A 15239-nucleotide genomic window follows, 5' to 3' on the forward strand; every position below is an offset into this window, starting at 1 on the left:
CCTTCAAAAGCGAATGCTGCAATCTATGCATGTGGGCGGATCACTCGGTGGATTTTGAACGGCCTGCCGACTTTAGCCCAAGCGTTGGATAAAGCGCATCAACCGCTACAATGTCGGCATTCAGTTCGCCAATCATCCAGTCCCTTACCTGCGTAACGATTGGGCGTGCGGGTTTGTCGCGCAGGCGGACGAGATGGCACTGGCGGCCCGTAATCATGAGCTGCTCGCGCGCCGGCACCAGAGCCTGCGTCCGAAGCCAGTGGGCAATGACGTTCAGCCAACCGAGCGCCACGCCCTGCCCGAGCAATGCGGCCTGAACGACGATGGCATAGTCGGAAAAAATCATCGAATTGACAGCGTCACCCTCGTTCAGTGGTGAGAATAGACTGGACCAGTTCGGCTGTGCGTCACTCAGATTGATCGTGGTGTCGGGCATCCGCTTCACATCGGTTGCCTCCGAACCATGGCTTTCTCTGTAGGAGGGGCTACAGATGGGGATGAGGATTTCCGGCATGATGAAGACGGCCTCATGTCGCTCGTCCGATCCACTGACGAAGCGCATTCCGAGATCCACATCGTTCACCGGCCCCGCGAGCGCGCCCATGACCAGCTGAAAACGCAGATCGACAGCCGGAAACTCCTTTTTGAAATCTGCCATGCGCGGCATCATCCAGTGGGTGGTGAACCCGGTCGAAACCGACAGCGACACTGTTTGAATGCCGATGCGGCGATCCTCGATCTCGCGTAAGGCATTTTCGATGACTGAAAACCCTCTGGCAATCGCGTCAAACAGCAGCCGTCCAGATTCGGTCAGGCCGACTCCGCCAGGTTGACGCACAAACAACGTCGTCTCGAGATGCTCTTCCAGCCGTGCAACCATACGGCTGACGGCCGCGGGCGTCACGTTCAGCTCCTGCGCTGCCCTGGAAAAATTGCCGCAGCGCGCGGCGGCTTCGAAAGTAAAGAGGCCGTTCATGGACGGCAAGGAGCGTCTCAATTTTTCCATTACATGATGTAACACCATCCCGAACTTTTTTTCAATTGCGAAGGCACATTTTCTTTGGTCTCCTGGCTGTCATGGAAGGCGCAAGACCTTCAAGAAAAATTTGGGGAATGGAATGCGCACTCAGACGGCACGGGGCAGGTGCCTGCATGAAATATATATTCAGACTTCTACTCATCACAGAATGCAGCATGCGCCCCACCAAAGCGCCGCTGATGAATTTTGTAGTGGAATCATATGATTGATGCAACGAAAGCGGATCGCGTAGGTGCCTCCATTCGCGCGGCCAGCAAGAGCTATGGACATTTTCGCGCACTGGACAATGTCAGTCTCGAAGTCGCTCCAGGCGAGTTCGTCTCCATTCTCGGTCCGTCCGGATCGGGGAAGACGACATTTCTGGGTCTTCTTGGCGGCTTCGTCCAACCGACATCCGGGTCGATTTGGCTCGGCACCCGCGATATTACATTCGAGCCTCCGCACAAACGCGATATTGGAATCGTCTTCCAGAACTATGCTCTTTTCCCGCATATGAGCGTCGGGGAAAACATCACCTTTCCGCTGCGCGCACGTCGCCTGCCGAAATCAAACTGGGCCGACAAGCTGCAAGGCGCGCTCGATATGGTCGAACTGGGCGGCTTCGAGAGCAGGCGCGTCCACGAACTGTCCGGCGGGCAGCGCCAACGTGTTGCACTGGCCCGCGCCATCATCTTCGAGCCGCGGCTGATCTTGATGGACGAACCGCTGTCGGCGCTCGACAAGCAATTGCGCGAATCCATGCAGATCGAACTGAAACGGCTGCACCGCAAGCTCGGCGCGACGATCGTCTATGTCACGCACGACCAGCGGGAAGCTCTGACAATGAGCGATCGCGTCGCCATCATGAACAAGGGCCGCTTCGTCCAGATCGACACACCCGAACAACTGCACGACCATCCCGCCGATTCCTTCGTCGCGCGCTTCATCGGGGAGGCAACTCTTTTGCCGGTCACACGCGCCGGCAACGATACAGTAACGCTCGGCGATGCCGTTCTGCGCACATCGCGCAGCGTTCCCCAAGGCAAGGCGCTGTCTCTCGCGGTGCACTCTGAAAAACTTGTGGTCGCCGATGACACCGCGCCGCACGCGTCGAACAGGCTTTCGGGGACGGTGACCGAGACGCTCTATCAGGGCGAGAGTATCCGGGTCTTTCTGAAATTGTCTTCCGGCGGAGATCTGAGCCTCAGGCTTCCCAGCAATCATGCCGGACGGTTGCACCTAAAGAAACCCGGCGAACCGATCACGGTAGCCTTGCACCCCGAAGACACGATCGTCGTCCCGGACGCCCCCTGAACGCCCTGATTTGCCAAAAGGAAACCGCATAATGAAACTCAGCGAATTCAAGGTCATGACCTTCGATGTCGTCGGCACGTTGATCGATTTCGAAACGGGCGTGCTCAATGCCGTTCGCGCGCTCGGCGGCGACAAGGCGAAGGCTGCCTCCGACGATGCGATTTTCGAATCCTACAAGCGCGGCCGCGACAAGTTCTACGGCCGCTCGTCCTTCGCCATGAAAGATGTCTATCTGTCGTTGGCAACGGAAATGGACTTCACCCGAGCGGAGGCAACGGCGGAAGCCTTCCAGCTCGCGGTCCTGCGGTGGCCGGCCTTTTCCGATTCCGTCGAGGCTTTGGCGCGGTTGCGGCGCAATTTCCGCTTGGTGGCGATGACCAATGCCGATCGCACGGCATTTTCGGCCTATTCGGCCACGCTTGGCAGTCCCTTTCACGACAGCGTCACCTGTGACGAAGCCGGATGCGCCAAGCCCAATCCACAGTTTTTCGCCTTCAACAAGGGCCGTCAGTCCGCCTCCGGCTACAAGCAATCGGAAATCCTGCACGTGGCCCAGAGTCAGCATCACGATATCGGCGTCGCTACGGAGCTTGGCTACACGACCTGCTGGATCGAGCGACGTCAGGGCCAGACAGGATTTGGCGGCACACCGGAACCCAAGGTGCTCACCACACCCAATTTCCATTTCTCCTCGCTAAAGCAACTGGCGGACGCTGTGGACGCGGATCTGGCCGCAGGTCACAGGATCGCCAGCGCGGCCTGAGTGATGACCGCGCACCCGCCCTTCCCCGATATCCACTCGCTTTGGCAGGAGACGGCCTGTCCACGGCCTGTTTTCAGCAGACTTCCGGGAGATCGCCACTACGACGTGGCGATTATCGGCGGCGGCTACACGGGCCTTTCAACGGCCCGGTATCTCGCTCGCCGAGGCCTGTCATCGGTGGTTCTCGAGGCGAACCGCATCGGCTGGGGCGCCAGTGGTCGCAACGGTGGCGTGGTTTCTGGAAAATTCCGCATTGCATTTTCGCAGATCGCCGAACGGTTTGGCCTGGAGGCCGCCCGACGGATGCACGATCTCGGTATTGAGGCGATCGAGCATGTCGGCGAACTGGTGGAGGATTATAACATTGCGTCCGCCGATTACCGTTCGACCGGATCGCTGCGATGCGCGCACAATGCGGTTTCGCTCGAAGGATTGAAAAAAGAAGCTGCGTGGCTGCACGAGGTACTCGGTGACCCGGCCTGTTCCATTCTGACGGCCTTGGAGATGGGGACGGAAACCGGATCTCAGGATTTCGTCGGCGGAATGCTCAACACGCACGGCGGCATCATCCATCCGCTTAATTTCGTGTTCGGCATCGCGGCCGGGCTTAAAGCTGCCGGCATCGACATTTTCGAAAACACGCCGATCACACGGCTGAAGCGCGAGGGGATGGGCGTTCTGTTGGAAACGCCTTCCGGTACTGTGACCGCCGCACAGGCGGTGGTTGCGACCAATTCCTATTCCGACCTGACGACAGCTACCGCTGCCGTGCGCACCTCGATCATCCCGTTCCGTTCGGCCATGATCGCCACGGAACCGCTGACAGGAAAACCCGGGGCCAATCTTCTGACCAAGGACCGCAGCTACACCGAGACGCGGCGAATGATGCGTTGGTTCCGCAAGGCCGGAGACCGCTTGCTCTATGGCGGGCGCGGCGCCTTCGGAAAGAAGGATTCGCAAAGCGCTTTTACCGCCCTGCACAAGGCTATGGTTCGTCAGTTCCCAGAGCTTGCCGGTGCGACTGTTACCCATCGCTGGTCCGGTCTGGTCGCGATGACGATGGACAGCATCCCCCATGCCGGCCGGCTTGATGACCGGATCGTCTATGCGGTCGGGTACAACGGCACCGGCGTGGCGCTGGCCTCCAATATGGGAAAACACGTCGCCGCTATCGTGGCCGGCGAAAGCCCGGATCTCGGGCTTCTGACTTCGCAACGGCTGAAAGCCGTTCCTTTCTATCCCATCCGGGAACCCGCTGTCCGGCTTGTCGCCGGGTGGTACCAGTTCCTCGATGCAATCGGGCGCTAAGACCCAGCATTCAAACGTCAAAACAGGGTTTGAAACCCTGCCAACAAGAGGAGAACGGACATGCTACCGAAATTTTCCACGCTCGTGCTTTCCGCTTCAGTCATCGGCTTTTCCGTCGGTTTTGCGTCGGCGGAACAGATCACGTTCGTCTCGCAAGGCGGCGCCTATCAAGAGGCCCAGACCAAGGCCATCCTCGATCCGGTGGCCGCCCTGCTTGGCATCACCATCAACCAGGACAGCGCGCCGGATGCTTGGCCAGTCATCAAGACCCAGACGGCAACGGGCAAGCCGGTCTGGGACGTCGTCGACACACCGACGCAGGATTGCATTCGCGGCGGACAGCAAGACATGATCGAAAAGCTCGATTTTTCCAAGATCCCCAATGCACAGAAGATGCCTGCGCAGTACAAGAGCCCTTATTCCGTGGCCTACGAATTCTATTCAAGCGTGCTCGCCTACAACAAGGATAAGTTTGGCGACAATCCGCCGAAAAGCTGGGCTGATTTCTGGGACGTGAAGAAATTTCCCGGCACGCGGGCGCTGCGCAACCATCCGCTGGCAACGCTCGAGGCGGCCCTGCTCGCGGATGGCGTACCGGCCGACAAGCTCTATCCGCTCGATGTCGATCGAGCCTTCAAGAAGCTCCAGGAGATCAAGCCTTATATCACCGTCTGGTGGACATCGGGCGCGCAGTCGGCGCAGCTTCTGGCCGATCGTGAAGTTGATATGGAAATGGCGTGGAACGGCCGCGTCACCGCAGTCGCCAAGGAGGGCATCCCCGTCAGCTACACGTTCAATCAAGGCTTCCTTCAATATACCTCGCTGTGCATCCTGAAAGGTGCGCCTAATCTCGATACGGCGGTCAAATTCGTCAACGCGGCGATGACGCCGGATATTCAAGCGAACTTCCCGGCCTATATCGACTACGGTCCGGGCAACCCGGAAGCCTACAAGACCGGCAAGATCACACCGGAGCGCGCGGCCGAAATGCCAAGTTCCCCCGAGAATGCCGCCAAACAGGTTCTGGTGTCCGACGAATGGTGGAGCTCGAAGGCTGGCGAAGACGCGCAAAAACGCTGGGCGTCCTTTATCCAGCAGTAAAGCATGTCGCCCGCAAGTGCGCAGCGGCTTCGGGAAAACGACCTGCATCAGAAAGCGCAAAGACGTCTTGGGAGGGTCATTGATGACGATATCGATAGCAAGCCCGTCCGACAGTCACGAGCGCAGCGAGCAGAGGCTGATGCTTCTGCTCCTGGCGCCCGCGCTTCTGGTCGTCGGTGCGCTTCTGATCGTACCGCTCGGCTGGCTGGCCTGGCAGTCGATCTGGCAGGATGGCGGCTTCACCATCGTCAACTACCAGCGGTTTCTAACCGATTCCGTCTACTGGATGACGTTTTTGCAGACCTTCCGCATTGCCTTCGTCGTCACGTTGGCAACCGTTCTGCTCGGCTATCCCGTCGCCTATGTGGCGGCGGGACTGCCACAGCGCTGGAGCATGATCGTTCTGGCGCTCGTCCTTTTGCCCTTCTGGACCAGCGTTCTGGTGCGCGCCTATGCCTGGCTCATCCTTTTGCAGCGCACCGGCATCGTCAATTCCGCGCTGAAAAGCGCCGGATTGATCGACAGCCCGCTGTTGCTGGTCAACAACGAATTCGGCACCGTGCTTGCCACCATCCACATCCTTTTGCCCTTCATGGTGCTGCCTCTCTACGCCACGATGAAGAAGATCCCGCAGGAGCTGGTCATGGCCGGCTCGAGCCTCGGCGGATCTCCATTGCATGTTTTTCTGCGTGTCTTCCTGCCGCTGTCGCTGCCGGGCATGATCGCCGGCATGGTTCTGGTCTTCGTGCTGACGCTGGGCTTCTACATCACGCCAGAATTGCTCGGCGGCGGGCGCACCTACATGGTTTCCATGCTCGTATCGCGCAATATCCAAGTCTACAACGAATGGGGGGCTGCTTCCTCGATCAGCGTCGTGCTGATGATCTGCGTCTTCCTCGTCTTCAAGCTGGCCAGCCTTCTCATTCCCTTCGAACGCATCATCGGAACGAGGTGAGGCATGCGCGCTTCCAGTCTCCTGCTTTACGCCGTGGTCGCTCTTATTTTGGCCTGGCTGGTCATACCGATCGTCATCATTGTGCCGATGTCCTTTTCAAGCGCCCGGTTCCTGACCTTCCCGCCGCCCTCGTGGTCGCTACGCTGGTATGAGGCCTATCTCGACAGCGCCGCGTGGATGCAGGCGACCCGTGTCAGCCTGATCGTCGCGGTTTGTAGCGCCGTGCTGGCCACGATTTTCGGAACGGCTGCCGCCTACGCGCTCAACATGACTTCGTCGAAACTGGTGCGCAGCTTGCAGCTCGTCCTGCTTTTGCCGCTGGTGGTGCCAATCGTCATCATCGCCGTCGGCGTCTTTCTCGTCTATGCGCAAGTTGGGCTGCTGGCGAGCATGACGGGCCTCATTCTCGCCAATACGATGCTCGGACTTCCCTATGTGATCACCTCGGTGCTGGTCGGCCTGCGCAAATTCGACCATACGCAGGAGATGGTCTCGCGCAGCCTGGGTATGAATCGGCTGCGCACCTTCTTCATCGTCACCCTGCCGCAGATCCGGCCCAGCGTCATTTCGGGCCTGCTGTTCGCCTTCATCTCCGCGATGGACGAAACGGTGGTTTCGCTGTTCATCTCGGGCGGTGAATATCAGACCCTGACCAAGCGCATGTTCACGGCGCTGCGCGATGAGATTGACCCAACAATCGCCGCGATCAGCTCGCTCCTGACTGCCGTTTCCTTCATCATGCTGATGCTGGTGGCGATCAATGCGCGCGGCAGCAAACGACGCACGGAGAAAGCCGGATGATCGTCGATCATCTGATCCTGGGGGGCGGCTCGGCCGGCTGCGTCCTTGCCGCACGGCTGTCGGAGGATCCAAACCGCACCGTGACGCTGGTCGAAGCCGGACGCAACATATCCGCCGACGACATTCCGGAGGCGGTGCGCAGCCGCTATCCCGGCCGCGCCTATCTCGACACACGCAACATCTGGTCTTCCCTTACCGCGATGATGGGGTACGCTCGCTCCAACAGCGCGACGCGTCTGTCGCGCCGCTATGAGCAAGCCAGACTTCTCGGCGGCGGCTCGGCCATCAACGCGCTGATGGCCAATCGCGGCGCGCCCTCCGACTATGCCGAATGGGTGTCGCTGGGGGCCACGGGCTGGGGCTGGGAGGAGTGCCTGCCCTATTTCAGGAAGATCGAGGCAGACAGAGATTTTCAAGGGCCGCTGCATGGCATGGATGGCCCGCTGACCATCCGCCGCGTCAGCGATGCAAAGATCTCGCCCTTTGTCGCCCGCGTGATGAAAACGCTGGAGGCACGGGGACATCCAATCAAGCCAGACCAGAACGGCCCTTGGCAGGACGGCGCCTTTCGCGGCGCGATCGCTGTTAGCGATGCGGGCGACCGCCTGCCGACCTCCATCGCCTATCTGACGCCCGAAGTGCGCAAACGGCCGAACCTCAAAATCGTGACCGACAGTGTGGCAACGCGCATCCTCTTCGATGGCGCGCGCGCAATCGGCGCCGAGATATCCGGGCACCACGCTGGGAAGATTATGGCCCGCGAGGTGATTGTGGCGTCCGGAGCCATACATTCTCCGGCACTCCTGCAGCGGTCCGGCGTGGGGCCTGGCAATGAGCTTGCGGCTCTCGGCATTCCGGTTGTCGCATCGAGATCCGGGGTCGGACGAAACTTGATGGAGCACCCCTCGATTGCAGTTGCAGCCTTCCTTCCCTCGCACATGCGGGTGCGCGACAAATGCGAGCATCACGAACAGGCGGTCTGGCGTTTCTCCTCCAACCTTGAGGGAACGCCGTTCGGCGACATGCATGCGGCCATCCTGTCGCGCTCGGGCTGGCATTCCGTCGGGTTGCGCATGGGCAGCCTGTTCTTCTGGGTCAACAAATCCTATTCGCGCGGTGTTGTGCGTCTTTCCAGCGCCGATCCCGATGCGGAGCCGGATGTCGATTTCCGCATGCTCAGCGACGAGCGGGATCTTGAGCGGCTGAAGAGCGCCTTGCGGCTCGGTGCGCAGACTTTGCTTGATCCGACCATGAACGGCGCTCGCGGCACCGTTTTCCCCTCCAGCTACTCGCCGCGCGTCGCGAAAGTCGCCGTTCCAGGTCCCTGGAATGCGCTGCAGCGGGGTGCCCTGTCGGCAATGCTCGACATAGCCGGGCCACTACGCGGAGCTCTTGTGCATTCGGTGATTACGATGGGGACGACCGTGGATGGATTGTTGAAGGACGATGCCGCGCTGACCGAATTCGTCTCCCGGCATGTCGCCGGAACATGGCATCCCTCCGGCACCTGCCGCATGGGGACGCCCGATGATGCGATGGCCGTGACGTCGCCTTTCGGCAAGGTTTACCAAACGGAAGGGTTGCGTGTGTGCGATGCATCGTTGATGCCCTCGATTCCGTGCGCCAACACAAACATTCCAACGATCATGATGGCAGAGCGCATCGCCGACATGATCCGCGCTGCGAACTGAACGGAACCGCCATCGGGCAGAATGGCCGGACACCGGACTCGACAATGGAAAGTGTGCGGAAATCTCAGATCGACGGCGCATGGCTTTGACCCGGTCGGCCAAGCTTCAAATGGTCCGACGGTCAGCGCCATACTCGCGAGCCAGTGCGGGAATTGAAACATCCCAGAAGGAAACGACCATGCCCCTCATCAAGCGCATCGAAACCGACCCACAAGCCCCGCCCCGCGAATCCAAGGCCGCAGCAAACCGTCTGATATCCGGCGACCCGTCATTCAAAACATGGGCGCAGGACGTCTCGCGCGACGAGACCGTTCACACCGGCGTATGGGAGGCCACCCCCGGTGAAACCCATTCGATCAAGGGCACGACCTTCGAATTCTGCCACATCTCCGGCGTCGTCGAACTGACGGAGAAGGACGGCGAAACCGCAACCTATCGCGCCGGCGACAATTTCGTCATGAAGCCTGGCTTCGCCGGCGTCTGGCGCACGGTCGAGACCGTCCGCAAGATTTACGCCACCGTCAGCTGACATGATGCTGCGGGTAGGCCCCGGCATCGGCAAGAATTCGGCCCCCAAGGCGGTAGGCCAAACCGCGAGTCAAAGCGTGCTGATCGCTCCGTAAGGGGAACACATGACAACCTACACTATCGCGCTTGTCCCAGGTGACGGCATCGGCGGCCCGGTCATTGAAGCCGCTTGGCAAATCCTGGAAGCCGCCGCCAAACGTGGGAATTTCGCGCTCGAAGCCAAGAGCTTTCCATGGTCCTGCGCCTTCTACAAAGAAACCGGATTAATGATGCCGTCAGACGGTATCGAGACCCTGCGAGGTCACGATGCTATTCTGCTTGGTGCCGTCGGCTGGCCCGCCGAAGTGCCGGATTCCGTTTCGCTGCACGGTCTGCTTCTGCCGATCCGCAAGGCCTTCGTGCAATATGCCAATATCCGTCCGCACAGGCTGTTGCCGGGCGTCGAAGGACCTTTGAGGGCCGGCGCCTTCGACATCCTGTGCATCCGCGAAAATACCGAGGGGGAATATTCCGGGGCCGGCGGCCGCGTTCATGTTGGCACGATGGACGAGGTTGCGGTGGAGACATCGATCTTCACCCGCGCCGGCGTCGAGCGCATCCTGCGCTTCGGCTTCGAGCAGGCGCGGGCGCGGCGGGGCAAGCTGGCCTCCGTCACCAAGTCCAATGCGCAGAAGTACTCGATGGTGTTCTGGGACGAGATCACGCGAAAGCTGGAGGCGGATTATCCTGATGTCGAAGTGACCAGCTATCACGTCGACGCGCTCGCCGCACGCATGATCACGGCGCCGGAGAGCCTCGATGTGGTTGTGGCCTCCAACCTGTTCGGTGACATCCTGACCGATATCGGCGCCGCGATCCAGGGCGGGCTCGGTTTCGCCGCATCCGCTAACATCAATCCAGAACGTAGCGCACCGTCGATGTTCGAACCGGTACATGGGTCCGCCCCTGACATCGCCCATCTCGGCATCGCCAATCCGATTGCGGCGATCTGGTCCGCCGCCATGATGCTCGATCATCTCGGCGAAGCGGCGGCGGCCGCAGACATCATCAAAGCCGTTGAGACCGCCACCGCGCAAGGCATCGGCACAGTGCCCGGCAGGGACAGGACGGATGCGATTACCGCCGCTGTCCTGGCTGCGCTCGTATAAATTGAAGAGGATCTCGCCATGAAAACCCTGAACGACAAAAGCCTGTTCCGCGAGCAATGCCTCATCGCTGGCGCTTGGCGCAACGCGGCCTCGGGCGCTTCGGTGCCGGTGACGGACCCCGCGACGCAAGGGACGCTAGGCCATGTTCCCGACGTCTGCGGTGCTGAGACCCGTGAGGCGATCGCGGCCGCCGATGCCGCCTTTGCGCCATGGAAAGCCAAGACCCACGCCGAGCGCGGCGCTCTGCTGGAAGCGTGGCACCGCCTGATGCTCGAGCATGAGCAGGATTTGGCCCTGATCCTCTCGCTTGAGCAGGGCAAACCGCTGTCGGAAGCGCTTAGCGAAATCCGCTACGGGGCGTCGTTCGTCAAATGGTTCGCCGAGGAAGCCCGGCGTGTCGGTGGCACGACCATCCCCTCGCCGACAGCGGACCGCAGGATCGTCATACTGAAAGAACCGGTCGGCGTCTGCGCCATCATCACCCCTTGGAACTTCCCGAACGCGATGATCACCCGTAAGGTGGCGCCCGCCCTTGCCGCAGGCTGTACCGTGGTCGTCAAGCCGTCGGAATTCACCCCCTTCTCCGCCCTTGCGCTCGGAGTGCTGGCCGAACGTGCCGGTATTTCACCCGGCGTGATCAACATCGTGACCGGTATGCCGGCCGAGATCGGCACCGAGCTGATGGCGAATGAAACGGTGCGCAAGATCTCCTTTACCGGATCGACCCGCGTCGGGTCGGTTCTGATGCGCGGCGCCGCCGACAGCATCAAGCGGCTGAGCCTTGAGCTTGGCGGCAATGCGCCGTTCATCGTGTTTGACGACGCCGACATCGACCTGGCTATCGAAGGTGCCATCGTCTCCAAGTTCCGCAATGGCGGCCAGACCTGCGTCTGCTCAAACCGGATTCTTGTCCAGTCGGGTGTCTATGACATTTTCGCCGCCAGACTGTCGGCCCGCGTGTCCGCGATGAAGGTCGGCCCCGGCACGGGCGCGCCGGTCGATATCGGCCCGATGATCAACGAGGCCGCTATCGACAAGATCGACCGCCATGTAGCGGACGCGCTTGCCAAGGGCGCGCAGATTCTTTCGAAGCGCCCCGACATGCCCAAGGGCAAGCAATATGCCGTGCCCCTGGTGCTCGGCGGCGCGACGACCGACATGCTGCTTGCCCGCGAGGAAACCTTCGGCCCGGTCGCCCCGTTGTTCCGGTTCGAAACGGAAGCCGAGGCCATCGCCATCGCCAATGCAACGCCCTTCGGGCTTGCTGCCTATTTCTATACCGAAAGCCTGAAGCGCTCCTGGCGCGTTGTCGAAGCGCTGGAGTTCGGTATGGTCGGTCTCAACACCGGCTCTGTTTCTACCGAAGTCGCCCCCTTCGGCGGCGTCAAGCAGTCCGGCCTCGGCCGGGAGGGTGCTCAGTGCGGAATCGAGGAGTATCTGGAAATGAAAACCTTCCACATTGGTGGGCTGAGCTGAACCGCGAAGGATGCATGTCTTCTTGCGTGCGGCCCATCATTGTAACCCTCCGGCCTCCGGTTCCGTCGGCTAGGAAAGCTGGCGACTTCACCGAGCCTGGCGTGAGACGAGCTTGTTGCGGGAGCCGTCATGCGTTTGGTCACATAGCCGCAAAAAGAGCCGCATCGTCTTGAAGCCATTCAGAAGATCCGTGACCGGCGGCTGAGCGTCCCGACTGAAATGACCATCCTGACTGTGCTCCGCACCGCCCGCCACATCCGCTGTCGAGGCAAAGTTGTATTAGACCTATCTACTCGGTCGGGCTCAGCTTCAGGAACGTTATCGAGACGAGCGCCTCAATGAGCGTTGCCAGTCAGCTCGCGACGGCTCACCACCTCGGTGAGCAGCGGTCCGACGAGCGTGCCGGAGCGGGTGGCGCAGGCTTCCATAGTCGCGCCCCGGCAATTGATGCGCTTCATGATCATGACCTCGTCCTGCGCCTGGATCTCCTTGGCGTGACGGCCGTATTCCTGCTCATTGGAGATGAAGAAGGTGGTGTGGCCGCTGTCGCCGAACGCCGTCTGGACAACGAGGTCGGTGCCGATTCCTGCCTTCTTCGCCCAAGCCATCAGCTCTTAATAGGTCTTGGCCGGTCCGAGCGTATTGGGCACGGAGGCGAGCGAGGCGAACTCGTTGTGCGGCTGGCGCGAGGGCACCATCACCTTGGGGTGGCGGCCGTCGAAGCAGTCTATGTAGCTGATGAACTTGAAGTTTCGCACCCACTGGTCAATGCCGAGCAGGTTGAAGTTGGTGGCCGAGATAAAATAGATCGGCCGTTCGTTGCGGTGCATGACCACGCGCAGGTCGGACACGTTGCGAATTGTTTTCATTGTCTCTTCCCCCTCGATTCTATGCCCTCAAGCGGGCCGGGACGTCCAACCGCACCTGGCCACGCGACCAGGGCGAGCGCCAGCGCGGCTGCGGACCAGAACGGGGATAACCTGCTCGCTACGACGACAGCGCCCCTCGGATAGCCCTGACGGCCGCCAGCGCTGTCCGCATCCTCGTCGTGCTGACGAATTCCGGCCAGCTCGACAGGACAACCGTCGCGAAATCCGCCACCGGGTCGATGTAGATCAGTTGTCCGAAGACGCCGCGAGCCATATAGACGCCGCGTGCGGTATCCTCGATCCAGAACTGGTTGTGATATGCCCCGGCGGGTAGAACCTCTTGATAGATGCCGCCGAAGAGTGTCGGATCAGCACCAAACCGTGTCCCGGCAATCCACTCGGTCGACACGATACGCCGGCCGTCGATCTCGCCGCCGCGAAGATGCAGCAGGGCGAAACGAGCATAGTCGCGAAGAGTCGCATTGAACCCGCCGTCACCCAGAGCGTAGCCGGCAGCGTCCACGGTGAAATAGGCGTCCTCCTCCGCCCCCATCGGCGCCCACAATTCACGGCTGACGAGTTCTCCAAGTGGGGCAGCGGCGGCGCGCTGTAGAACGAAGGACAGGACATCCGTCTCGATCGAGCGGTAGCGGAAGGAGGTACCGTGCGGGCACTCCAGATCCTTCAAAGACAGGATCAGGTCCCAGACATTCGTGGGCCAGTTCGGGTTCCAACGATTTTTCCAGCCGCTGGCGACATCGAGTTGCGCCATGTGGGAATCGAGCGCGGTATAGGTCTCGTCGAAGGCCACGCCGCTGGTCATGTCGAGCACGTGCTGGACGGTCGCGCCGCGATAGGCCGTCGCCTCCAGCTCCGGCAGATAGTGCGTCAGGGACGCGGCCGGATCGACCACTCCGCGGCCGATCAGGATGCCCGCCACGGTGCCGACGACCGACTTGGCGACCGATTGCGACAGGTGCTGGGTATGCGGTGTCATGCCGTTCAGGTAGCGCTCGGCGACGATCTTGCCGCCATGGAGCACCAGGAGGCCATCGGCATAGCTCGTCTCGAGGAAGCTGCCAATGGTATAGGCCTGCCCCTCCGCCGCGAAGGGAATGGCGTCGATATCCCGCAGATCGGCCGGCAGCAGGCTTGCCGGCCCTGCTCCGCGCCAGACCTGCGTGGTCGGCAGCAGGTCCCGGACATGCTGGAAAGTCCAGCGGTTCCAGGGCGCGCGGTCCCAGTCTTGCCTTGGAACGACAGAATTGCTGGGTGCAGTCGGGTCACGGAATGGCGGGATACTGCTCATGCATGCTCTCGTGTGGTTTGGAATGGATCAATCGCTACGGCGCAGATAGCTGCCGCCGACGAATTCTCCAAAAAGGGTGCCCATGTCGCTCATCATGGCGAAGTTGCGCTTAGCCTTCGGCCCGAGTTTGGTGGCAACGGCGTCGATGAGCAGATTGAGCACGACACTGAGGCTTGCCGTAGAATCCCAGAAGGTCTTCACATGCGTATGCGCCTCGAAGACGAAGCGCGTATAGGCAAAGGCCCAGTGACTGAACTTGTCGGTGACGATGACCAGCGGCATGTCCATCGACTTCAGCTTCTCCACCAGCTTGATGCCGCGCGTCGCATAGGAGGCCGTGTCAACAAGGACGACGGCGCTGTGCTTGGGATCTGCGTTGATGATCTCGCCGAACGTGCCCGAGGTGTTGTCGACGAAAATGACGTTGGAACGCGCCCACAGCAGGCGGCTGGCGAAATCGAGCGCCAGGCCCTTCGAGGCCTGGAAACCGACGACATAGATGGTGCGCGCCTTCACCAGCAGGCTCGCCGCCTCGTCCCACACTTCGGACGTGGTCAACGCATAGGCCTTCACGATGGCATCCAGCTCCAGCCGCAGGCTTTCCTGCAGCATCTGCTGCCGGCCTTCGCGCATCTGAAAGCGGGCCATGTAGTCATCGATTTCGCTGTCCTTCTCCGTGACCGCCACGCGCAATCGTTTCTTGAGGTCGCGCAGGTTCTCGAAGCCAAGGCCGCGAACGAACCGCGTTACGGTCATCTCGCTGACGCCGACCGCCTGCGCTATGCTGCTGCCGGTCTCGAAGGGCAATATCTGGATGTTGTCCAAGATATAAGCCGCAAGGCTTTGCTCCGAGGGCGAAAACCCGGACATGCGGTCGCGCAGGATCGCTTCGATGTCGATCTTCTCCTCAACGCCATTCGATCCCGCGGCATCCTTGCCGCTTCGTGCTTTCGCCACA

Annotated in this window: 15 protein-coding genes; 10 read left to right on the forward strand and 5 right to left on the reverse strand. The window is 60.9% G+C overall.

Features of this window, described 5'->3' with window-relative positions; all coding sequences use genetic code 11:
* Window positions 1-40 precede the first annotated feature (40 nt).
* A complete protein-coding gene (locus AC1DXN_RS23565) occupies window positions 41-1006 on the reverse strand; it encodes a LysR family transcriptional regulator (protein WP_477276330.1) in 966 nt (321 codons plus the stop codon).
* 234 nt (window positions 1007-1240) lie between these two features.
* On the opposite strand from AC1DXN_RS23565, the gene AC1DXN_RS23570 reads away from it, so the two are divergent.
* The 10 genes from AC1DXN_RS23570 to AC1DXN_RS23615 all read left to right on the forward strand — a co-directional run bounded on the left by AC1DXN_RS23570 (window position 1241) and on the right by AC1DXN_RS23615 (window position 12103).
* Complete coding sequence (locus AC1DXN_RS23570) at window positions 1241-2332, forward strand: ABC transporter ATP-binding protein (protein ID WP_477276332.1); 1092 nt, start codon at window positions 1241-1243, stop codon at window positions 2330-2332.
* 31 nt (window positions 2333-2363) lie between these two features.
* Entirely contained in the window at window positions 2364-3095 is a 732-nt protein-coding gene (locus tag AC1DXN_RS23575) for an HAD-IA family hydrolase (protein ID WP_477276334.1), read from the forward strand.
* A 3-nt stretch (window positions 3096-3098) separates the two neighbouring features.
* Entirely contained in the window at window positions 3099-4403 is a 1305-nt protein-coding gene (locus AC1DXN_RS23580; protein WP_477276336.1) for an NAD(P)/FAD-dependent oxidoreductase, read from the forward strand.
* Window positions 4404-4463: 60 nt separating this feature from the next.
* A complete protein-coding gene (locus AC1DXN_RS23585; protein ID WP_109658917.1) occupies window positions 4464-5504 on the forward strand; it encodes a polyamine ABC transporter substrate-binding protein in 1041 nt (346 codons plus the stop codon).
* Window positions 5505-5586: 82 nt separating this feature from the next.
* Complete coding sequence (locus AC1DXN_RS23590; protein ID WP_109658916.1) at window positions 5587-6459, forward strand: ABC transporter permease; 873 nt, start codon at window positions 5587-5589, stop codon at window positions 6457-6459.
* A 3-nt stretch (window positions 6460-6462) separates the two neighbouring features.
* Complete coding sequence (locus AC1DXN_RS23595) at window positions 6463-7260, forward strand: ABC transporter permease (RefSeq protein ID WP_477276338.1); 798 nt, start codon at window positions 6463-6465, stop codon at window positions 7258-7260.
* Window positions 7257-8951 (forward strand): GMC family oxidoreductase, encoded by a 1695-nt coding sequence (locus AC1DXN_RS23600; RefSeq protein ID WP_477276340.1) that lies wholly within the window; start codon window positions 7257-7259, stop codon window positions 8949-8951. The genes AC1DXN_RS23595 and AC1DXN_RS23600 overlap by 4 nt, the downstream gene beginning before the upstream one ends.
* Before the next feature lie 178 nt (window positions 8952-9129).
* A complete protein-coding gene (locus AC1DXN_RS23605; protein WP_477276342.1) occupies window positions 9130-9480 on the forward strand; it encodes a cupin domain-containing protein in 351 nt (116 codons plus the stop codon).
* Window positions 9481-9583: 103 nt separating this feature from the next.
* The gene (locus tag AC1DXN_RS23610; RefSeq protein WP_477276343.1) at window positions 9584-10627 is read left to right on the forward strand and encodes a tartrate dehydrogenase; all 1044 of its coding nucleotides are present in this window, start codon (window positions 9584-9586) and stop codon (window positions 10625-10627) included.
* 18 nt (window positions 10628-10645) lie between these two features.
* The gene (locus AC1DXN_RS23615) at window positions 10646-12103 is read left to right on the forward strand and encodes an NAD-dependent succinate-semialdehyde dehydrogenase (RefSeq protein WP_109658911.1); all 1458 of its coding nucleotides are present in this window, start codon (window positions 10646-10648) and stop codon (window positions 12101-12103) included.
* A 335-nt stretch (window positions 12104-12438) separates the two neighbouring features.
* Here the strand turns inward: AC1DXN_RS23615 and AC1DXN_RS23620 are convergent, their stop codons facing one another.
* From AC1DXN_RS23620 to AC1DXN_RS23635, 4 genes are all read right to left on the reverse strand, one after another.
* On the reverse strand, window positions 12439-12711 hold the full coding sequence (locus AC1DXN_RS23620) for a hypothetical protein (protein WP_477276346.1): 273 nt from the start codon (window positions 12709-12711) through the stop codon (window positions 12439-12441).
* Window positions 12712-12717: 6 nt separating this feature from the next.
* Window positions 12718-12972 (reverse strand): hypothetical protein, encoded by a 255-nt coding sequence (locus AC1DXN_RS23625; protein WP_477276348.1) that lies wholly within the window; start codon window positions 12970-12972, stop codon window positions 12718-12720.
* A 118-nt stretch (window positions 12973-13090) separates the two neighbouring features.
* On the reverse strand, window positions 13091-14281 hold the full coding sequence (locus tag AC1DXN_RS23630) for a serine hydrolase domain-containing protein (protein WP_477276350.1): 1191 nt from the start codon (window positions 14279-14281) through the stop codon (window positions 13091-13093).
* A 27-nt stretch (window positions 14282-14308) separates the two neighbouring features.
* On the reverse strand, window positions 14309-15238 hold the full coding sequence (locus AC1DXN_RS23635; protein ID WP_477276351.1) for a MurR/RpiR family transcriptional regulator: 930 nt from the start codon (window positions 15236-15238) through the stop codon (window positions 14309-14311).
* Window position 15239 lies beyond the last annotated feature (1 nt).

It is taken from the genome of Mesorhizobium sp. P2_H9 (assembly GCF_056403215.1).